Genomic DNA, 19,063 nt, shown 5'->3' with positions numbered 1-19,063 from the left:
TCAATTTATAGAATCAACCCATATTAGGGCGTGTCATCAATTAAGCCATGTCATTGAAGCAGCGAGATAGATGGCACCGAGGAAATTGGCGGCGCGTTTGTCGTAGCGGGTGGCGATGGCGCGGAATTGCTTGAGTCTGGCGAAGAAGTTCTCAATCAGATGCCGGGCTCGGTAGAGGTCTTGATCGTATTCGCGGGGGGTGGTTCTGTTGGCTTTGGGGGGAATGACCACGACCTTGCCCGCTCGTTGCAGCGGCTGGATCACCCGTTCATCGGCATCAAAGGCCTTATCGGCAATGATGGTATCCGCGTCAATGCCGGGTAGCAAGACATCGGCGCCCTCCAGGTCATGCGCCTGCCCTGGGGTGAGATGAAACCCCGTTGGGTTACCCAACGCATCACAGGTGGCGTGGATTTTGGTGGTCAGGCCACCCTTGCTGCGTCCGATGGCTTCCTGCGCGTGGTGCCCCCTTTTGCACCAGCGCTGTGCTGGTGGGCACGAACGATGGTGGAATCGATCATCGCGTATTCGTTGTCAGGATCGTCAGCAAGACGTTCAAACACCCGCTTCCAGACGCCGCGTCGACTCCAGCGCGTATGGCGTGTGTGGATCACTGTCAGCGGTCATGCAATAATCCCCAGATGTGGTCAATGAATTCTCCCCACCCTCTCACCGAAGGAGGGATGTGATGGAACTTGACGATAGCAAGGAGACAACGATCATACCGTCCCAGGTAGACCACACTCGGGAGGTATGTATGGTGGATCAAGAGCGGTGGGCGGAGATTCGACGGTTGCGTCATGAAGAGCGGGGATCCATTTCAGGGATTGCGCGGCGGTTGGACCTGGATCGGAAGACCGTGCGGCGCAGTCTGCAGCAGACGACGTGGCAACCCTATCGCCGAGCGGCGATGACGGAGACGCTGCTGACCGCCCATGCCGACTTTGTGCGGACCCGTGCGTCGCAGGTTAATTATTCGGCGCGGATTCTCTATCAGGAACTGCGAGCGAGCCACGAGTACATCGGCAGTTATGAGACGGTGAAGCGAGGGGTGGCGCCGCTGCGTGAGGGTCAGCTGCAGGCGGAGCGGGCCCTCCTCCGCTTTGAGACACCGCCGGGCCAGCAGAGTCAGATTGATTGGGGCCAAGCCACCGTGCCCTTCCGCGCCGGCCCGACGGTGGTGCACGTGTTCGTGTTGACGTTGGGGTTCAGCCGACGTGGGTTCTATTACGCCTGTGCCGATGAGCGGCTGGCGCAGTTTCTCGAGGCCCATGAACGGGCTTTTGCGCATTTCGGTGGCCACACGCGAGAGCATCTGTATGACCGACCGCGAACCGTCTGTTATGCGGATGAGACGGGGCGGCGGCTCTGGAATCCCACCTTCAAAGCCTTCGCCGACTATTGGGGCTTTGAGCCGCGCGTGTGTCGGCCCTATCGGGCCCAGACCAAGGGTAAGGTCGAATCCGGCGTGAAATATCTGAAACGGAACTTTCTGCCGGGACGAACGTTTGTCGATCTGGTGGACTTTCAAACCCAACTTGACGAATGGACCGCGACAATTGCCGACCGCCGCATCCATGGCACGACGCATGAGGAGCCACTCGTCCGGTTTGCGCGAGAACGCAACCACCTGGTCCCGCTGGCGGACCAGCGCGCCTTCCAGCAGGAGGCGCGCGTCTCACGGATCGTGGCCGAGGACTATTTGGTCAGCCTGGCGACGAACCGCTACTCCGTGCCCTTCCGGCTCATTGGTCAGCGGGTTGAAGTGCAACGACGGGGGGACACGGTCCACATCTTTCACCGTGACCAAGAGATCGCGACGCACCCGGTGCTCCCGGGCCAGCACCAATTCCGAATCCAGCCCGAGCACGGCCCTGGAGCCAGTGCGCGTCTCGCCCGCCACCGTCGGTCCACGGTGAGCGATCGGTCCCCTCGCCCCGATGCCTTGCCGGAGGTCGAAGTGCGGGATCTGGCCTGGTACGAGGCGGTGTGTGAGCGCACGGCGTCGCAGGAGGGGCGGCCATGAACGCGGCGCAACTGGAACGGCTCCGTGACCAACTCACGCGCCTACGGCTCTTGAAGAGTCGGGAGCGGCTGGAGGCCCTCTTACAAGAAGCGGCCGTCAAGGAGCTGCCCTATGCCGACTTCCTCGACCAGGTGCTCGGCGAAGAAGTCGCGTCCAAGACCGCGAAGAACATTGCGATGCGGACGAGTTTGGCGCGATTTCCATTCGTCAAGAGTCTGGAGGTCTTCGACTTCAGCTACCAGCCTTCGTTGGATAAGAAGCAGATTCAGCAGGTGGCGACCTGCCACTTCATCGAGCACGGCGAGAATGTCGTGATCTTGGGGCCGCCCGGTGTGGGCAAAAGCCACCTGGCCATCGGGCTAGGGCTGCAAGCCATTGCCCAGGGCTATCGGGTGTTGTTCACGACAGCCGCCGCCATGATCGCTACGCTGACTCGGGCGCTCACGGAGAATCGGCTGGAGGACAAGCTGAAGCTCTATACCATTCCCCGGTTGCTGATCATTGATGAGATCGGCTATCTGCCCATTGACCGCACCGGGGCCAACTTGTTCTTTCAGCTCATCTCACGCCGCTATGAGAAGGGGCCGATGATTTTGACCAGTAACCAGAGTTTCGGGGCTTGGGGCGAGGTGTTTGGCGACCGGGTGCTGGCGACTGCGATCCTGGATCGGGTGCTCCACCACGCGATCACCATCAACATCCGGGGCCATTCCTACCGGCTGAAGGAGAAACTCAAAGCCGGACTTGTGCGGGTCGAAGAAGCGTCAACGACAACCTAACGGGGTGGGGAATTTTCGATGACCATAACTGGGGCAATTTGGATGACCCTTGACAGATCACTCGGAAATCTCCGAACCGCTCCGGCAGATCCCGCCACGGGATCCCCGCGCGATACCGGTACAACACCGCTTCCACAAACAGCCGGTTGTCCTTCGCCGTCACGCCCACCGTCTCTTCACGACCAGGCAGCAGATGCTCGATCTTCTCCCATTGGTCATCACGCAATCCATACCGTCTCACCATCCGCAGACCCCTCCTTTGGTCTGGGACGGAGTAAATCACAACACGATGGCTCTGTGAATCGAGAAAATTAATTGATGACACGCCCTAGTTTAACCTAAAAACGGCAATTGACGCTCACGTTCAAGCATAAGGTACGGAATCGAGTGATTTTTCTACTGCTCCGCAGTTCACCAAAATGGTGAATTGATCAATAGCGTCAAATAGTTGGATAATGTGGCGATCGCTCGTTTGCAACTACCTCAACTGCCGTTTTTAGGTTTAACCATATTGAGCCTATTGGCTTCTATTACTCAACAAACCAAACCCCACGCGCTCTCGTTCCTCCATCGATTCTCCTGGCTTCGAGGCCTCCTTGCGCTGCAGCCGTAGGGTATCCAGGCTCTTGAGCAGATGGTCGTCGTTCGGTGGCTGGTCGTCGTGTGTGCATTCGAGCAGTGCGCTCACGATGATTTCCTGGACATAGGCCATCGAGAAGCCATCCGATCGTCTGGCTGCCGTTTCAAGGGCAGGATCTGAAAAAAACTTCCCACCCCGCTTGCGCAGGAGAACCAGACGCTGGTCGTACTTGGGCAATTCAAATCTCCAGACCCGGTCGAACCGGCTGGGACGATGAATCAACGCTGGGTCCAACTTATCCGGCTCGTTGCAGGTTGCGATCACCAGCACGCCGTTCAGCACTTTGAGTCCATCCAGTAAGTTCAGAAAGTGGGATAGCGAAATCTCTTTGGTCTGCACGATCCGGTCCAAATCCTCCAACAAGACGACTGCCGGAGTATACTTCTCGGCCAGATCCATGGCGTAGCGGAGCATGCCATCGTCCACATCGGCCGTTCCCAGCACGGAGATGAATTTCGCCGATGTGTTGGAAGCCAGCGTCTTGAGCGTCAGCGTTTTCCCGCAACCTGGCGGTCCGGCAAAGAGAAATCCCCGGCGGTGCGGGATGCCAAGCGACGCGTACCGCTCTGAACCGGCAAAAAAGCCATCAACATTCACTCTGATATCCCGCGCCATCTGAGTCGGCAGCACCAGATCATCCCATGAGTGTGCGGTTACTGGAATGTTGTCGCCATTGACGACATGAATTTCTTTCTTCTCTTTATGTCTGGCTTGGCCATACCGGTCCAGCACGAGAAGCAAGTCTCGAAAGGCTACAAGAGACTTGGTTGCAACGAAATAGATCTCGGCTAAGCCATTGCCTATCGCGAGCGAAAACTTGTGACAGTGGATGTCGTGACCGTTCCAGACCAATTCAATGGTTCCTCGCCAGCTATAGGCGTTCGCCTCATTGGAAACAGCGTTCCAATCCCGGAATACTCCTGCCGCAACGAGCGGGAAAGCCATGCGACGTGTTATTGCCGCCGGGTGCCACTCTCCCAGAGAATCCAATAGATAGTTCAGCGACATCTCCCGAGCTGAGTCTCCATCGATTTGATGAACGACCCAGCCTGCCTCGCGTGGGTGCGCGTCAAGAAATCGGTCGCTTACTCTCTGCAGATACAGGGACTCACTCATGGCTTTCCTCCTTGATGTGCCAAGGGAACCCTAGCATGGAGGTGTGACAGAATAGGTCCCTGGAAGTTGGAAGCGGTTAAGATCGATACGATTGGGCGGCGGCTGTCAGTTGACCTGACACCTGATTGATGAGTGATTGAGGACCAAGCACCTTCGCACCAGGCCCGAAGGAAAGAACCCACGCGGTCAGTTCGTCGAGGCCGCCGCACTGCATGGTCAGAATGACGGAACCGTCCTTCTGGAGTTTGAGCATCTGCGTTAGATGCCAGCTTCGTTCTTTGACGAAATAAACCCACTCAGGCGCAATCCAGATCTTCACTTCCTGCGGCGGCTCCTCGATCAGGCCGAAGGCTCGATCAAGGCGTTTCGCAAGGGGAACCTTGGGCAGCTCGAACATGTCCTCCGTGACCGTGACGCTCTTGATCCGCTCCAGCGCGAACATTCTCAGCGCTCCCGCTTGATGGGAATACCCGCTGAGATACAGCCCGTACTGGTACAGAATCAATTGATAGGGATCTACCAAATAATCCTGAGGATCCTCTCCAGGCTTCCGGTAACCGTGCAAGACAATGGTAAGTTGACGTAGTAATGCCCTTCGAACGGATTCTATGACTTGTCTTTGAGAAACGTAGGCTCGCACGGGTCGCTGCAGGGGCGCAAAGGTTGTTACGATCCGTTCAAGATGATTTCTGACTTTATCGGGAAGCCCCGCTTCGACTTTCCTGATGACGGCTTCCAAAGCCTCAACAAACGGCGTTCCTTTCAAGTACGCCAGATGGCTCTGGGCAAGATAGAGCGACATGAGTTCATACGGTGACACGGCGACTTCCAACCCCTTGAAGCCCGAAGGAAGTCTCCACCTCCCATCATCCCGTTCCAACGGATAACCAGAATCTTCGAGCTGCTGAAGATCACGGTGAACCTGACGCTTCGTGACTTGGAACTCTTCGGCCAACTCTCCCACCGTCGCTCCGCCAATGAGCCGACGAAGCATGACGCTGATACGCGCGACTTGGCTATAGCGTTTGGGTTTCCGTCCCTTGCGATGGGCCACGGCAAGTCCTCTTCTATCGGAAGGTATCTTTGACCACCGGGATTCCGCGTCCGGCCCAGTAGCCAGCCATCATGTGAGGGGTGGAATGACGAATGGTGAATCGTCCCTGAGGCGTGACGACCAGGCATCCCGCAGATCCGTCGATCCGAGCGACCAGTTTCTGCAACACAAGTCTTGCCGCGGTGGCTGGTGTGGTTCCTTGGGCCAAGCGGTCGCAAATTCCTTTGGCCACGGCCAGGCGCATGATGCTCTCGCCCCATCCTGTCATTGAGACGGCGCCGGTCTCATTATCAGCATACACGCCGCAGCCGATGATCGGCGTGTCCCCGACTCGCCCAGGCAACATGCGATCGATCCCACCGGTCGAGGCGCCAGCAGCGATCGTTCCGGTTCGATCGAGCGCGACTGCTCCAACTGTCCCATGCCGATCTTGCGAAGCCCTCTTCCGCTTGAGCATCGAACCATAGGAAAGGCGTCTAGACGGAGTCCAAAGCCGGTGGCGCTCCATCTTGAAATACCCGGCGAACTTTGTCGCCAGAGGTCCCACCAGCAACACATGATCCGTTTCTTCCATCACATGGCGTGCAGCCGTAATGGGATGAATGATGCCTTCGACGGAAGCCACCGCCCCAGCGCGGAGGCTATTCCCTTCCATGATGGAGGCATCCATCCGCTGTACGCCATCCAACTGGAGGCGCGATCCTTTCCCGGCATTGAAAAGCCCGCTGCGTTCGAGTACACGAATAGTGTGTTCAACGGCAATAAGTGACGAGCTTCCGCGATCCAGCAAATGATAGCCGACCTGCAAAGCGGCATGCAGGCAGGCGACTTGTGATGAGGTCATTACACGGGAGCCGGCACCCCCGTGCGCGAGAATGATGGGACGGACAGCTTTCAATTTAAGAGCAGATCCCGGGTCTTCTGATAGGCAGGATTTTGCATGCGTTCCAGATCGGACCGCACAAACCCCAGACCTGTTACGCAGAGCTCGAAGTTCTCGGATAATTTTTGAAACAAGGGCAAATTGGTTTCGGCATCATCACGGCCGATTTGCGCGACGATCCCGTAGGACCGTTTCCCCGTTTTCACATAGTCCACGAGGAAGTCCTTGTGATAGATCGGGCCGGCCGACTTGAGCCGTCGAAGATACTCTGGGAAGAGTCCGGCCATGAACAGAGTGAAATCCCCAATGTGGCGATGAACATCCCGTTCACGGTCCAGCGACTGGGCTTCGAACATGACTTCCGATTCAAAGAGCAAATCAACGACGTTATCGACCGGCTGGTTCTGTCGATTCTTGATCTTGTAGAGTTGATCCGTATGGGTGAAATCGACGAGGAGATTGGAGACGTACGATGTGACTTTGGCGTCAGGCCAACCAAGGTGTTCCGTAAAGCTCTTTTCGGTTAACGCGCCGAAGAGTTGCCGGAGCGGGTGTCGTGGAGGAACTTGAGTGCCCATCTCCACCTCCTGCGAAGGCCGATGAGACTTGAGCTCAGTATATCAGATCTCGATGACGAACCGCTTCTCAGTCTTGTCGATGCTATCGGATCTCCGACGGCCGACCTTGAGTCCAAACTAACGCCCTTCTCTGCTGTCTACCACGAACGTCACTGGTCCGTCGTTCACCAAGGCCACCTGCATATGCGCGGCAAACACACCGGTTTCAACCGACGTTCCGCCTGCCTGCAAATCAGCCGCAACCTGCTCATAGAGGCACCTGGCCAGGTCGGGAGGAGCAGCCTCATCAAAGCTGGGGCGACGCCCGTTGGTGGTCCGGCCCAACAGAGTGAATTGGGAGACCAACAGCACCGCGCCGCCCACGTCCATCAGCGATCGGTTCATCTTGCCTTGTTCATCCGCAAAAATACGGAGGCTTCGAATCTTCTCGACCAGATATCGCACATCCGTCTCATCATCACCTTTGGCGACTCCCAACAGGACCATGAGGCCTTCCTGGATTTGACCTACCACCTTTCTCTCGACCTCTACCGAAGCATTCGTGACGCGTTGAAGAACGGCTCTCATCGATTCGCGTCACCCTCGTTGCAATTGAGTCAATGTCCCTTCGAGAGCCAGCAACTTGCGTTTCATGGACAGTCCACCGGAGAACCCACCGAGCGACGCGTCGTGAGCGACGATCCGGTGACAGGGTATAACGATCGGAATCGGATTCGCACCAACCGCGTTGCCGACCGCTCGAGCGTAGTGCTTCCCTCCAACCCGTGAGGCAATCCATTGATATGAACGGAGCTTGCCGTATGGGACCCGTCGCAGTGTCCGCCAGACTTTCCGTTGGAACGATGTTCCTTCCGAGAGATCGAGCGAGACATCAAATGTGTTCCGTCTCCCCGCAATATAGTCGAGCAACTGCCGACGAGCCGCTTCCAGTCGAGCAGATTCTTCTTGTTGCAACGATCCGTCCGACTGTGCCCTGAGATCGGACTCGACGGCCCGTTTCGACCGTTTCGGCAATACAATCGCTTGAATCCCTTTCAGCGATTCCACGATTCCCATCCAGCCCCAGGGCGAATGAAAGATCACCGCACGTCGCACAGCTCGCTCCCTGTCATGCCGTCAATCGACCCAATTTTCTGCTCACCATCCCCCACACCACCCCGAGTTCCTCGGACCGAAACAACGCGTGGACCGCGAGATATCCACCGACACTCAGACCAATAGTGGCAACGAGCATCGCGGATTTGGTGACCCATTCGGCAGGATGCGTCCATACCTCTGCTCCAGCTGTCCACCAGCAGGCGATCACCAGCGGAATACATGCGCCCAGAACCCGCAGGGAAGACCGTCCCACCGCTTTCCAGTCAACTCCGCCTAGTCTCCGGTTCAATACCGCCACCAGAATGATTCCATTTACCATAGCCGCCAATGCGGTGGCGAGTGCCAACCCCGCCGCACCTATTACAGACATCAACACCAGCGAGAAGAGGATATTCGCAGCCAGCGCGACCGCCGCCGAGATGGCCGGCGTCTTGGTATCTTGCAGTGAGTAGAACGCCGTGACGATGATTCGAACCCCTCCGAATGCCCACAAGCCGATGGCGTAGCAGAGGACCGTCATCGCCGTTTCAGCCGTATCTTGCGCAGTGAATGTGCCGTGCTCAAAAAAGAGATGCACGATCGGAGTGCGTAACAAGATTAACCCCACCATCGCCGGCACGATGATGAAGAGGATCATGCGCAGACCGAACCCGAGCGTGATGCGGAGTTCCTCCAAGGCACCTCTTGCCGCTTGTGACGATAATGTCGGCAGAATCGCCGTCGCCAACGCAACCCCGAAGATACCCAGTGGAAATTGGATCAGCCGCATGCCGTAAAACAAATAGGTCGGTCCACCGGCGAAGAAGGACGCCAAGACCGTGCTCACCGTCAGGTTGATCTGCGTCACAGACAAGCCGAGCAGCGTGGGCAGTATCAACATGCCGATCCGCCGCAGGCCAGGATGGTCAGGCTCCAATCGGAAGCCGAACAACAATCCCCGCAGTTTCAGGCTCGGAAGCTGCATGACGAACTGGGCCGCACCTCCCGCCACCACGCCGATCGCCACCCCGATGATCGGTTCCGACAGAAGCGGAGCCAGCCACACGGCGCCGATGATGATGAAGACATTGAGGAACAGCGGTGAAAAGGCCGGCGCTGCAAAGGCTCGTACCGAGTTCAGAATGCCCATGGCCAACGCCGCCAAGCTGATGAACAGAAGGTAGGGAAACATGACGCGGGCGAGCAGCGTCGTGAGCTCGAGTTTATCGGGGTGGTCCTGAAATCCCGGAGCGAGCAGCTGGACAAGCCAAGGAGCGGCCAGAATCCCGACCATCGTCACCAGTGTGACGATGGCCAGGAGCGTCGTGAAGACCGCGCTGGCCAGTTCCCAGGCCTCCTGTTTGCTCCGCGTCGTCCGGTATTCCGTGTACACAGGAATGAAGGCCGATGACATCGAACCTTCGGCAAATAGCTCGCGAAGAAGGCTGGGGATGCGGAACGCGATGAAAAAGGCGTCCGCCGCCGGCGTCGCCCCGAACAATCTGGCCAGCACCATGTCGCGAATGAAGCCGAGGATACGACTGGAAAACGTGGCGACACCGATCACCCCAGCCGCTTTGACGACTGATCGATTTTCGTCCTGGAGTTTGACTGGAGCGCTGGTCGAAAGGGTGGGCTCTGACATGGACCCGGATTCTAGCGGAACGATCGCGAGGCGTCTATCGAACCTGAGATTTCTAGGTACTTTCTTAACAGCAGGGCGATTCAGAAATAAGGAAAGAAGGTAGGTTGAGTTCTTGCGGAGCCAGGCTCCTAGCGCGTGTTGTAGATTCGCGCCAGGAGACCTGTTGATGATGTATCACGCCGCGAGTCGTTGAACCGGTGGCCGGCTCGTGATATTGACGACGTTCGCCCCCATGTCCCTTGTCACCCCGGCCTTGGCCTGGGGCTTCATCTCCAACGTCCCATTGAACACCACCCCTTCTTCCATCGAAAGCACCGGTGTGGTCAGGCTGCCTTGAACCACGGCCGGAGCACGGAGGAGAATTTGGTTCTTCGCGTGGATATCACCTGTGATGTTTCCGTGACACACCACGGTTCCAGCCGTAATCTTGGCCTTGAGCACCGCATCAGGGCCGACGAGTAAGCCACCGTCGGTGTGAATTTCGCCGTCCAAGGATCCATCGATCCTGACTGTACCGGAATAGGTGATGATGCCCTTGAACTCGACATCTTTGCCGACGAAGGCGACCTCGTCCGGAAGGGTCGGACCGTTCTTTGATGGGCTGCGCCTGTCCTCCACCCACCGCTCCCTTGCCCGTTCTCCTGCTGTCTGTTCTCCTTCCGCCCGTTCTCCCTCTCCTCCTTCCCCATCTCCCTGCTTCCACATAATGACGCTCCCTCCTTCTCCGTAGTATTTCACTATACAAAGATCGAGCCTGCCGATCGGGCCCGCCCGACCTCTTATCTATCGGTCGGCAACGATATTTTATTGAGTCTTCAAGATATGGAGGGGGGCCTCACGGTTCCTGTACCAAGTCATTCGGCAATTCATCGGGATTGTCCCCCGGACGACCAGGACAAACCTCGGCAAGGAGCATGCCGCACCTATCGATGCTCTGGCACAACCCGCCGACGATATCGCCCGTTTCCATTCGGTCGAAAGCAGCTTGGGCGACCTGGGACCACCGTTCTATCGTGACTCGTCGAAACAAACATTGATCCGGAAGCACGTAGATCTGATGCTCTAAGAGAGAGACCATAATCAGCACACCGATACGCTCACGAGTCTGAGAGACGGCATGCTGTGTGAAGGCACGTTCAGCCTTGAGCTTCACCTTGCCCTGCATCCGATCGGTCGATGTGAGCAGGCGAATAATAGGGACAAAGGTGCCAAGCCAGACTCCTCCACCATAGGCCAGGATTGTCGCCAGTACCAGCCAAGCCGCATTGGAGGCATGCCAGCCCCATGGCAGCCACAGAAATTCAGTGGTCAGGAAGATCGTAAGTACCGACAGCGCGAGGGCTAATCCGGCGCGATGTTGCGCTTCGCGATAGAGCCCGGATCGGCTTACGATCATGGGGACGATCTCCGCATTCGTGTGTTGTTCCGCTGCATGCACAGCCAGCCTGATTCGCTCCCGTTCCTCGGCTGTGAGTCGCAGCCCTTTACCAGTTTCCACTGGCCCCGCCTCCTCCGAAATCGCCTCCGCCACCACTGAACCCACCTCCACCACCAAATGAACCTCCGCCCCACCCGCCGCCACGGCTACTGTACCAAACCCAATCATCCATACCGCTGGGCCGACTTCTCCTTCCCCCGGTACCAGAAGCACCGATCGCCAGCAACAGAAGCAGGGTGATACCGCCTGCCAGGATTGCCGGAACCACCCAAGGAGCCAGCAGGGCGGTGATCCCTGCTCCCGCGACCGGCCCGATGAATCGATATAGGTTCATGAACAGGAGTCCAACAAGTAGTCCGACAACGACAGCAACCACGGCTTGCCCAATGATATCGGTTTCCTCCCGAGGCACTGCCTTCTCGGACGGCTGATAGGTTCCTTCAATGGTCTTTACGATCGCATTGATGCCTCCAGTCACCCCACCGGGTATGTCACCGGCCCGAAACCGAGGAACAATTTCATTCCTGATGATTTGTGCCGAGCGAATGTCGGTCAAGACCCCCTCCAGGCCGTATCCGACTTCGATGCGAACTTTTCGCTCCTTCATCGCCACGAGCAACAGAACGCCGTTGTCGGAGCCTTTTTGACCGAGTTTCCAGCTCGTCGCAACACGATGAGAGAATTCTTCGAGCGGTTCGCCTTCGAGGGAGGGAACTATCAGGACAGCCACTTGGTTGCTCGACTGAGTTTCATGCGTCGCCAGCTGCGCCGTCAGCGACTCAGTCGTGGAGTTCGGCAAGACATGGGTGAGATCGACGATCCGCCCTGTCAGCGGAGGAACATCAAGTGCAACGGCAGCTGTGGTGAGGAAGAGGGTTGCGGCTGCCAGGCAGCAGCAGAACGCGAGGCGGCTCATTCCGAATCCTTTCAACCTTCACCTCAACCTCGATTCAGAAGTTCACTTCGGGTGGTTTCGCCACGGCTTTCTCATCGGCGACCGTAAAGTTGGGGCGCTCTTCCAGGTGCAGCAGAAGCTTCGCTGTGAGGTTGGTCGGGAAAAATCGGACCATCTTGTTATATTCCGCCACACGGTCGATGTACCGCTTGCGCGCCACCGTGATCCGATTTTCCGTCCCCTCCAGCTGGCTTTGGAGGTCCCTGAAATTTTGATCGGCTTTCAGGTTGGGGTAATTTTCGGCAATGGCGATCAGCCGGCCTAGCGCCGAGGTCAGACCGGCTTGGGCCTTTTGAAATGTCTCGAATGCGGCTGGATCTTTGAGCACCTCGGGCGTCATCTGCATCCCTGTCGCCTTGGCTCTGGCGTTCACAACACCTTCAAGGGTCTCTTTTTCGTGCGCTGCGTACCCCTTGACCGTCGCAACAAGGTTCGGAATGAGATCGGCACGGCGCTGGTATTGATTGATCACTTCGCTCCACGCAGCCTTTGTATCTTCGTCCAAGCCTTGAAGGTCGTTGTAACCGCAACCGGACATAGACAATACGACGATCATCGCTATGCTGATCACCATCTTTTGCCGCCAAGTACGCCCCATCGGTTCCTCCTTCAGCAGACGAGCAGAACGCAGTGTCCCCAGATCTCGCGATCATGCTACCATGGGCATAATCATTAAGATATGTCGGTCAAGAGGACCTATGCCACGGGAGCAGTCGATTCGTAAACCTGGTGGGTTTCAAGTACGACACCGCACCCTCGGCATCTATCAAGGCAGTGCGATCGACCTCGCTTTCTGGCACCCGTCGTCAGGCATGCCCGAACATGGGCTCTGCCGCTTTTCGACAAGAGACAAGGCACAAGCGTTGATCGATGTGCTCTCCTCCTCCGCCTGCACGGAACCGATGGATCCAAACGATCTGACCATTGAGCCGTACGATATAGTCGAACATGACCGATTGATCAGCGAATACCCACTACCGTCTGTCTGGGAGACACCCACCTAAACGAAAAGCTTGAGACTAGCCGGTAACTGTCGGCTCGACGGCCTTGGAGAGGACGTTGGAAGTGGAGCCCGAATGGGATTGGATGAACGTCAGAAGGCGGTTGTTCTCTTGGGCCTTGCGGAGAAACTTAAAGGCGATACCGCGCGTACTCACTGACCGCACCATGGCTGCTACTTCGACGGGAGCTTCATCTTCGGCGATAACGATCTCCAGGTAAAAAATATCGTCAACCCGCACGTGGGCCTGGCTCTTGATGATGCAGCCGCCTAACGAGAGGTCCAGCACCGTGCCCTCGCCCCTCACTTTTCCCCCGGAAAACGACAGGCACAGACGAACAGGGATACGGAGGTGTTCGCGGCGCTCGATTGGATGAGAGGATCCCGCCACGCTCACGCGACGTGCAAGGAAACGATGGCGGCAATGTCGGCACTGGAACGGCACAATCCAAATCAGCGCCGCAATCAGTTCTCGCGGGGTCTGCGGCCATACCCGCAATGCACCCTGCTTGTGACAGCACGGACAAGCCACCTGCCGACTCATTCGATGAGCATCTCCCACATAATCTAGCCCCACAACCAATCTATGATCGCACTATAAAGGCCTTTCCCCCACAGTCAAGATGATTGCCATCCGGCGCAAATCAGCCTCCATCAACATTTTGCAGTAGGGAGAGGTCGGCGGCTGATACTCGGGATCGCGCTTGGTTACGAATCGAAAGGAGAGAAGACCGTGCCGTTGGCCTGTCCGCGAAGTGGACTCTGCATGAGGAGATTCCGGCTCAGCGGGAAGACCCGATTCGACGACTCCGGCTCGGAGGTATTCGCGATTGAGAATGGCGAGCCCTCCCATCGTATCGTGCGGCGCCGGGTAAATGCGCATGGGTGCCTGGTAGGCATCCTCTCCTGTGATCCGCTGATACATGTCGAAGAGGTTGCCATAGCGCTCGCGGACCACCTCAAGACCCTGCTGGGCGATGACATCGGCAAAATCCAAGTGCACGACGGACCGCACAGCCCGACGCCACGGTCATCGTCGCACACGGCTTTCACGGCACGGGATGCAAGATCTCGTGGGAAGAGATCGCCGAAACGTGGGTATCGGCGTTCCAGAAAATAGTCGCGTTCACCCGCTGGAATGTCGCCTGGACACCGGTGATCCGCCCGCATCGTCGGCCTTGAAGAGGCGATTGAATGAGGCATATTCCAGCCCCAATGTCTGGAAACTGCTGGTGACGGCAGGGTTCAGATGCAAGCCTAGCCCCAACTGACCCGCCAAGTAGAACGCCACGATGAACGGATTCTGAAAGGTATGGACGAGCTTCCCATAGACATCACGATGTCCTTCGACGTCGAGACGATCGACAGAAGAGGGATCAATCATGCCGGCCGTCAGATGCAGGAGGTGAAATATGAGGAAGAGCAAGAGCACACAACTGGAGGTAACCATCGTGCGAGACGCAAAAGATGCCTGACGATATTCGCGGACCGCCTAGGCGATCGGACGAGCACGGCGATTTCGCAAGGTCAACCGGATCGCCAGCACGACATGGAGGGCCGCAAGGCTCAGCAACCCAATTCGGGCTGCCTAGAGGAGGTTCGGCATGTCTCGGAGAAGCGCCGCATAGGGATTGACCGCAAGGGGTCCTTCGAACACCTGAAGGTTTCCCAACATGTGAAGACTAGCATAGAGCACGAGCCCTAACCCGCGCAGAGCCATGACAACTTTACTGCCGACTGAGGACAGGAAATGGTTAGACGGGAGTGCCATCCGCGAGCATTATACACCGCTGGAACTCACGACGAATCATGAGAACGTTCGAGACATGTCGTTAGGAACTGGCGTTGTGAACGATGGAACAGAGGCGTTTGTCGGTTCGTGCTCGCTGATTTGTTGCGCCCAATGAGGGCGTTACCTGGCAGAAGGCAATCCGAGGAGTGGCGTTACTCGCTCGACTTGGATCGCCAGGTGCTCGGAAGGATTCATCTCTGAGACCAGCAGGTTGAGCGTCGCGACACAGTTCCGCCCGCCCATTTACCCGATAGTCAACATCCTGCTCAAAGAGCCGCTTCATCCTTGGTTGGTGCTTACGTATAAAATCTCTCGGCCGCCACGTCTTGGGTCGAGGCTGATCACTTCGCCTTCCCACGGTGTTGATGCTGTTCGCCCGCTACCCTGTGTCATGTCCCTGACTCTGGTGCAACCCAAGTCGCGACAGCCTACATTCCTCTTGCGGGGCCTTTTCTTGAAGAACACAGTTGTGTTTTTTAAGATACAGGTATATTTTTACCTATTCGCAGTATTTAATCGTAGTATCAACTAGTTCTGGATGTATCGTTTTGGCACATTGATTGCTTGGCTAGGATACGGCTGGTGGTGTTTAGGCATTTGTCTGTATGTATGAGGGAGGGCTTGTGCGCAACCAACAAACTCTGGCATCGGCAGTAACTTGTTCGGGCGTGGGACTCCACTCCGGCCAATCGGCGTCGATCACGCTGCGACCCGCTCCTCCTGACACCGGTGTGGTTTTTGTCAATCGTAAGGCAGACGGTGATACGTATCTTTCCGCCTCCATTGAACATCGAGTCCCGACCGAATTGTGCACGGCCGTCAGCGGCAATGGCTTCCACGTTCAGACCATTGAGCATCTGCTATCGGCGTTGTCCGGGCTTCATGTCGACAATGTTTTCATCGATGTCACGGCAAGCGAAGTTCCGGTCATGGATGGAAGCGCAGCGCCGTTTGTCCGGCTGATTCAATCCGTCGGCCTCGTCCCGCAGGAGCGGAAGCAGCCGTTTCTCAAAATTATGGCTCCGATTGAAGTGACCGAGGGATCAAAGCGCGTTCGGATCGAACCGTCCTCCACCCCGAGGATCACGTACTCCATTCACTATGAGCATCCTTTGATCAAGACACAAACCTATACGTATGATTGTTCCGTCAGTACGTTTGAGAATGAGATTGCCGAAGCCAGGACATTCGGATTTCTGTATGAAGTTCAAGCATTGTGGGCTCGGGGACTCGGCAAAGGCGGGACCCTGGACAACACCATTGTGTTGTCGGATGACGGGGTCGTCAATGATTCCGGCCTCCGATTCGGCGACGAGTTTGTCCGCCACAAGATTCTCGATCTGATCGGTGACTTGTCCCTTTTGGGAGCACCCTTCATCGGTCACATTGTCGCGGATCGGTCGGGGCATGCACTTCACACTCGGTTGGTTCAACAGATCCTGACGCAGCCGGAGAAGTGGGTGCTGCTGAACGTGGAGCCCTCAGGAGACAGGAAGCCAGCGTTCGCACACACGGCTTACCTTGAGCCAGCCGTTGCACTTCAGGCCTCTTAGGTTATAACAGGTTGTCTGTATCCTGTTTGTGGTCGTTCTAGGCGGGACGATCTTCTCACTCCAGAACATCGCAGGGTGATACGCCGGAGGTAAGTGGCCTTACCCCCGGCGTATCACACATGGCGGGGATTACTTCTTCTTCTTCTTCGCTGCCTTCTTTGTTGCCAAGATTCTCACCCCCCTTCGGACTGTCGAGTTGAGCCCGTTGACGAACCACTACACGGCTTGAATCAGCATATCGTCCAAGGCTTCGAACGTATTGGGGCCGACCTTTCTGAACCGCTTGTCACGCTTGAGCGACGTCGCGATCGACGTGAGCGGCGTCTTCCCTTTGATCTGCAACCCGCCTTCGATCAAACGCTGCACCAGCTCTTTTGCGTGCATCGCACGATTCGATTCGCGGAGGATTTCATAGGCTGCTTGAGGGACGCTTTTCCCTACATACTTACTCCGTCCGAGGAGAATCTCGCGTGATTGGTCGGTGACGTCCATAACCGGCGCAGGCCGGATCCCCTTGGAATCATCCGTTGTAATGATCTGGTTGGAGAGGCTGGCCAGCTTGGCCTTGTCGGCCTCGACACGATAGAGGGTTTCAGCGAGCTCCAGATATTTCTTAATGGTGGCGATTTCGTCATCGAGTCGGCGACGCTTCTTCTCTAGTTCGTGGAACCGGCTCTTATACGCGTTGATCCGTTGCTCTAGACCAACGAGAATGTCTGTTAATTCCTCCACATGATCACCTTGAAAAGCATGCTTGCTTTATAGCATTGCTTGTACATTATGTCAAGACTTATTATTCGAATCATACATTGACATCAATGTTTGGTGTGTTGCAAGCAAGTAATCCTTTTCTAGATCATGTTGATAAGCCTTGTACCTATACAAGGCTCATGATCTTTTCAAGTGGACCATTCGGACATGCTACAATCAGACGTGTCCTTTCCTCACGAACCAATCTCGCGTGACAGTCTCCTCGAAGCGGCGGTCGCCGCCGGTCAAGAAGCCGGAGCCCTGCTGCTTGAATATGCCGGAGCCGGTTTTCACATCGAGTATAAGAACCCGATCAATCTTGTCACTGATGCAGACCGCGCTGCCGAGCAGCGCATCATCGACTGTATCAAGGCTCGTTTTCCTGCCCATCGGTTCTTGGCCGAGGAGCAGGGTCGTCTTGAGGAGGCGCAGTCGCCCTATTTGTGGATCATCGATCCGCTGGATGGGACTACCAATTTTGCGCATGGCTATCCAGCCTACTGCGTTTCCATCGGCCTCGAATACGAGGGGCGCTGTGTGCTTGGTGCGATCTTCGATCCATCACGGAATGAACTGTTCACGGCCATTGAAGATCGAGGTGCGTGGTTGAACGGTCGCCCCATCCATGTGTCACGCACGATGACCCTCGACCGCAGTCTATTAGTGACGGGCTTTGCCTACGACATCAGAGAAACGCCGCACAATAACCTCAATCATTTTTCCAGCTTTGCTCTCAAGGCGCAGGGGCTCAGGCGAACCGGATCCGCAGCCTTGGACCTCTGTTACGTGGCGGCAGGACGCTTCGATGGGTTCTGGGAAGTCCGGCTCAATCCATGGGATATGGCGGCTGGGTCGGTGATCGTGCGGGAGGCCGGCGGACGGCTGAGCAATTTCAGCGGAAAAGACCTTTCAATTTATGGTCAGGAACTCGTGGCAACCAACGGACAGATCCACGACGCAATGCTCGCGGTCCTCAACCAAGAGAACCCTTGATATATACGATAGCTCCGAATACAGTATGCCGCATGAACGATTTGCCTTGAGGGTTGCCTATGGCACGCACGGTCCCTCCTTCTGAACAACCGGACAAGACTCCTCCCGGCGACAACGCTCCCGATCCGACCTGGGATGTGGAACTGCTCCGCGTGCTGGTAATCCGCAAGGGAACACAGGTCGAAGCCCAATGGGCTATCCATCCACAGCTGAAGCAAGACTTGCTGCCCAATGAATGGCACGAAGTGGTGGACCTCATGGCGAAAGCCACCGACATCGTCGGTGGTCGCTTCTCCAAAGCCCTGGCTGAAGCCGACCCCATACCTCCGGGCAATGCCTGATTGCTCCACCGCTCTATTCCACTTTTTCACGTTAAAGTCGACATGGGAGGTTCGTATGGACTCGTATTATCACGCGCATGATCTCGACAAGTTTTCCGATATGGGGAAAGGCAACAAGGCACTGTGGGAAAAGTTTGCGGCGTATTACGATGCGGTCTTCGCGGAAGGGGCGTTGACCGAGCGAGAGAAGGCGCTCATCGCCCTCGCCGTCGCCCATACCGTGCAATGCCCCTACTGCATCGATGCCTACACCCAGGCATCGCTGGAAAAGGGGTCGAATGTCGAAGAGATGACCGAAGCAGTCCACGTCGCCTGTGCCATCCGCGGCGGAGCCTCACTCATCCATGGCGTGCAGATGCGAAACGTGGCAGAGAAGCTATCGATGTAGATGCTTTCCGCTGCCATCCGCGGGCAAACCCTACCAGGAGAACGTTTCCAGATCG

At 56.6% G+C, this 19,063-nt stretch carries 25 protein-coding genes and 1 pseudogene; 7 read left to right on the top strand and 19 right to left on the bottom strand.

Annotation, left to right across the window (positions count from 1 at the left end; all coding sequences use genetic code 11):
• Positions 1-36 precede the first annotated feature (36 nt).
• Positions 37-414, bottom strand: a complete 378-nt coding sequence (locus P0119_03485; protein ID MDF0665119.1) for an IS5 family transposase — start codon at positions 412-414, stop codon at positions 37-39.
• 8 nt (positions 415-422) lie between these two features.
• Entirely contained in the window at positions 423-614 is a 192-nt protein-coding gene (locus tag P0119_03480) for a hypothetical protein (protein ID MDF0665118.1), read from the bottom strand.
• A gap of 143 nt (positions 615-757) precedes the next feature.
• Between P0119_03480 and istA the strand changes: the two genes are divergently transcribed.
• Positions 758-2,026, top strand: coding sequence for an IS21 family transposase (gene istA / locus P0119_03475; GenBank protein ID MDF0665117.1), 1,269 nt, complete (start codon positions 758-760; stop codon positions 2,024-2,026).
• Entirely contained in the window at positions 2,023-2,805 is a 783-nt protein-coding gene (gene istB / locus P0119_03470; protein MDF0665116.1) for an IS21-like element helper ATPase IstB, read from the top strand. The genes istA and istB overlap by 4 nt, the downstream gene beginning before the upstream one ends.
• A gap of 61 nt (positions 2,806-2,866) precedes the next feature.
• Here istB and P0119_03465 read toward each other — a convergent pair.
• The 12 genes and pseudogenes from P0119_03465 to P0119_03410 all read right to left on the bottom strand — a co-directional run bounded on the left by P0119_03465 (position 2,867) and on the right by P0119_03410 (position 12,789).
• Positions 2,867-3,046: pseudogene (locus P0119_03465) on the bottom strand (transposase).
• A gap of 276 nt (positions 3,047-3,322) precedes the next feature.
• On the bottom strand, positions 3,323-4,561 hold the full coding sequence (locus tag P0119_03460) for an ATP-binding protein (GenBank protein MDF0665115.1): 1,239 nt from the start codon (positions 4,559-4,561) through the stop codon (positions 3,323-3,325).
• A 76-nt stretch (positions 4,562-4,637) separates the two neighbouring features.
• Positions 4,638-5,615, bottom strand: coding sequence for a WYL domain-containing protein (locus P0119_03455; protein MDF0665114.1), 978 nt, complete (start codon positions 5,613-5,615; stop codon positions 4,638-4,640).
• A gap of 13 nt (positions 5,616-5,628) precedes the next feature.
• Complete coding sequence (locus P0119_03450; GenBank protein MDF0665113.1) at positions 5,629-6,513, bottom strand: isoaspartyl peptidase/L-asparaginase family protein; 885 nt, start codon at positions 6,511-6,513, stop codon at positions 5,629-5,631.
• Positions 6,510-7,076 carry a hypothetical protein gene (locus P0119_03445; GenBank protein MDF0665112.1) on the bottom strand — a complete coding sequence of 189 codons (567 nt, stop codon included), beginning with the start codon at positions 7,074-7,076 and terminating at the stop codon, positions 6,510-6,512. The genes P0119_03450 and P0119_03445 overlap by 4 nt, the downstream gene beginning before the upstream one ends.
• A 117-nt stretch (positions 7,077-7,193) precedes the next feature.
• The gene (gene dtd, locus P0119_03440) at positions 7,194-7,643 is read right to left on the bottom strand and encodes a D-aminoacyl-tRNA deacylase (GenBank protein ID MDF0665111.1); all 450 of its coding nucleotides are present in this window, start codon (positions 7,641-7,643) and stop codon (positions 7,194-7,196) included.
• 9 nt (positions 7,644-7,652) lie between these two features.
• Positions 7,653-8,171 carry a methylated-DNA--[protein]-cysteine S-methyltransferase gene (locus P0119_03435; GenBank protein ID MDF0665110.1) on the bottom strand — a complete coding sequence of 173 codons (519 nt, stop codon included), beginning with the start codon at positions 8,169-8,171 and terminating at the stop codon, positions 7,653-7,655.
• A 13-nt stretch (positions 8,172-8,184) separates the two neighbouring features.
• Positions 8,185-9,798: a murein biosynthesis integral membrane protein MurJ gene (murJ, locus tag P0119_03430; GenBank protein MDF0665109.1), complete on the bottom strand. Its 1,614-nt coding sequence runs from the start codon at positions 9,796-9,798 to the stop codon at positions 8,185-8,187.
• A gap of 174 nt (positions 9,799-9,972) precedes the next feature.
• Positions 9,973-10,503, bottom strand: coding sequence for a polymer-forming cytoskeletal protein (locus P0119_03425; GenBank protein MDF0665108.1), 531 nt, complete (start codon positions 10,501-10,503; stop codon positions 9,973-9,975).
• 130 nt (positions 10,504-10,633) lie between these two features.
• Positions 10,634-11,296: a hypothetical protein gene (locus tag P0119_03420; protein ID MDF0665107.1), complete on the bottom strand. Its 663-nt coding sequence runs from the start codon at positions 11,294-11,296 to the stop codon at positions 10,634-10,636.
• A complete protein-coding gene (locus P0119_03415; protein MDF0665106.1) occupies positions 11,283-12,152 on the bottom strand; it encodes a TPM domain-containing protein in 870 nt (289 codons plus the stop codon). Before P0119_03415 ends, P0119_03420 begins: the two co-directional genes overlap by 14 nt.
• A gap of 34 nt (positions 12,153-12,186) precedes the next feature.
• A complete protein-coding gene (locus tag P0119_03410; GenBank protein ID MDF0665105.1) occupies positions 12,187-12,789 on the bottom strand; it encodes a LemA family protein in 603 nt (200 codons plus the stop codon).
• Positions 12,790-12,889: 100 nt separating this feature from the next.
• On the opposite strand from P0119_03410, the gene P0119_03405 reads away from it, so the two are divergent.
• Positions 12,890-13,195, top strand: coding sequence for a hypothetical protein (locus P0119_03405; protein MDF0665104.1), 306 nt, complete (start codon positions 12,890-12,892; stop codon positions 13,193-13,195).
• 15 nt (positions 13,196-13,210) lie between these two features.
• Here the strand turns inward: P0119_03405 and P0119_03400 are convergent, their stop codons facing one another.
• The 4 genes from P0119_03400 to P0119_03385 form a co-directional block, all read right to left on the bottom strand.
• Entirely contained in the window at positions 13,211-13,735 is a 525-nt protein-coding gene (locus tag P0119_03400; protein ID MDF0665103.1) for a PilZ domain-containing protein, read from the bottom strand.
• 51 nt (positions 13,736-13,786) lie between these two features.
• The gene (locus P0119_03395; GenBank protein MDF0665102.1) at positions 13,787-14,206 is read right to left on the bottom strand and encodes a hypothetical protein; all 420 of its coding nucleotides are present in this window, start codon (positions 14,204-14,206) and stop codon (positions 13,787-13,789) included.
• Between the two features lie 111 nt (positions 14,207-14,317).
• On the bottom strand, positions 14,318-14,641 hold the full coding sequence (locus P0119_03390; GenBank protein MDF0665101.1) for a hypothetical protein: 324 nt from the start codon (positions 14,639-14,641) through the stop codon (positions 14,318-14,320).
• Positions 14,642-14,779: 138 nt separating this feature from the next.
• Entirely contained in the window at positions 14,780-14,962 is a 183-nt protein-coding gene (locus tag P0119_03385; protein ID MDF0665100.1) for a hypothetical protein, read from the bottom strand.
• Between the two features lie 644 nt (positions 14,963-15,606).
• Between P0119_03385 and lpxC the strand changes: the two genes are divergently transcribed.
• A complete protein-coding gene (gene lpxC / locus P0119_03380) occupies positions 15,607-16,536 on the top strand; it encodes a UDP-3-O-acyl-N-acetylglucosamine deacetylase (GenBank protein MDF0665099.1) in 930 nt (309 codons plus the stop codon).
• Positions 16,537-16,752: 216 nt separating this feature from the next.
• Here the strand turns inward: lpxC and P0119_03375 are convergent, their stop codons facing one another.
• Positions 16,753-17,268, bottom strand: a complete 516-nt coding sequence (locus P0119_03375; protein ID MDF0665098.1) for a winged helix-turn-helix domain-containing protein — start codon at positions 17,266-17,268, stop codon at positions 16,753-16,755.
• A gap of 186 nt (positions 17,269-17,454) precedes the next feature.
• Here P0119_03375 and P0119_03370 point away from each other — a divergent pair, with 186 nt between their 5' ends.
• From P0119_03370 to P0119_03360, 3 genes are read left to right on the top strand one after another with little or no spacing between them, the layout of a single operon-like run.
• Entirely contained in the window at positions 17,455-18,279 is an 825-nt protein-coding gene (locus tag P0119_03370; protein MDF0665097.1) for an inositol monophosphatase family protein, read from the top strand.
• A 59-nt stretch (positions 18,280-18,338) separates the two neighbouring features.
• Positions 18,339-18,620 carry a hypothetical protein gene (locus P0119_03365; GenBank protein ID MDF0665096.1) on the top strand — a complete coding sequence of 94 codons (282 nt, stop codon included), beginning with the start codon at positions 18,339-18,341 and terminating at the stop codon, positions 18,618-18,620.
• Between the two features lie 55 nt (positions 18,621-18,675).
• The gene (locus P0119_03360; GenBank protein MDF0665095.1) at positions 18,676-19,008 is read left to right on the top strand and encodes an arsenosugar biosynthesis-associated peroxidase-like protein; all 333 of its coding nucleotides are present in this window, start codon (positions 18,676-18,678) and stop codon (positions 19,006-19,008) included.
• Positions 19,009-19,063: the final 55 nt, after the last annotated feature.

The organism is Nitrospira sp. (assembly GCA_029194665.1).
GTDB lineage: Bacteria > Nitrospirota > Nitrospiria > Nitrospirales > Nitrospiraceae > Nitrospira_D.
Note: the sequence above shows the minus strand (reverse complement) of the source record. Positions and strands in the feature narration are given on the sequence as shown.

Excerpts from the sequence above, each read along its gene's own strand:
- istA (MDF0665117.1), top strand. The coding sequence starts at position 758 with ATGGTGGATCAAGAGCGGTGGGCGGAGATTCGACGGTTGCGTCATGAA.
- istB (MDF0665116.1), top strand. The coding sequence starts at position 2,023 with ATGAACGCGGCGCAACTGGAACGGCTCCGTGACCAACTCACGCGCCTA.
- P0119_03460 (MDF0665115.1), bottom strand. The coding sequence starts at position 4,561 with ATGAGTGAGTCCCTGTATCTGCAGAGAGTAAGCGACCGATTTCTTGAC.
- P0119_03445 (MDF0665112.1), bottom strand. The coding sequence starts at position 7,076 with ATGGGCACTCAAGTTCCTCCACGACACCCGCTCCGGCAACTCTTCGGC.
- dtd (MDF0665111.1), bottom strand. The coding sequence starts at position 7,643 with ATGAGAGCCGTTCTTCAACGCGTCACGAATGCTTCGGTAGAGGTCGAG.
- murJ (MDF0665109.1), bottom strand. The coding sequence starts at position 9,798 with ATGTCAGAGCCCACCCTTTCGACCAGCGCTCCAGTCAAACTCCAGGAC.
- P0119_03425 (MDF0665108.1), bottom strand. The coding sequence starts at position 10,503 with ATGTGGAAGCAGGGAGATGGGGAAGGAGGAGAGGGAGAACGGGCGGAA.
- P0119_03415 (MDF0665106.1), bottom strand. The coding sequence starts at position 12,152 with ATGAGCCGCCTCGCGTTCTGCTGCTGCCTGGCAGCCGCAACCCTCTTC.
- P0119_03410 (MDF0665105.1), bottom strand. The coding sequence starts at position 12,789 with ATGGGGCGTACTTGGCGGCAAAAGATGGTGATCAGCATAGCGATGATC.
- P0119_03405 (MDF0665104.1), top strand. The coding sequence starts at position 12,890 with ATGCCACGGGAGCAGTCGATTCGTAAACCTGGTGGGTTTCAAGTACGA.
- P0119_03400 (MDF0665103.1), bottom strand. The coding sequence starts at position 13,735 with ATGAGTCGGCAGGTGGCTTGTCCGTGCTGTCACAAGCAGGGTGCATTG.
- P0119_03390 (MDF0665101.1), bottom strand. The coding sequence starts at position 14,641 with ATGGTTACCTCCAGTTGTGTGCTCTTGCTCTTCCTCATATTTCACCTC.
- P0119_03385 (MDF0665100.1), bottom strand. The coding sequence starts at position 14,962 with ATGGCACTCCCGTCTAACCATTTCCTGTCCTCAGTCGGCAGTAAAGTT.
- P0119_03370 (MDF0665097.1), top strand. The coding sequence starts at position 17,455 with ATGCTACAATCAGACGTGTCCTTTCCTCACGAACCAATCTCGCGTGAC.
- P0119_03365 (MDF0665096.1), top strand. The coding sequence starts at position 18,339 with ATGGCACGCACGGTCCCTCCTTCTGAACAACCGGACAAGACTCCTCCC.
- P0119_03360 (MDF0665095.1), top strand. The coding sequence starts at position 18,676 with ATGGACTCGTATTATCACGCGCATGATCTCGACAAGTTTTCCGATATG.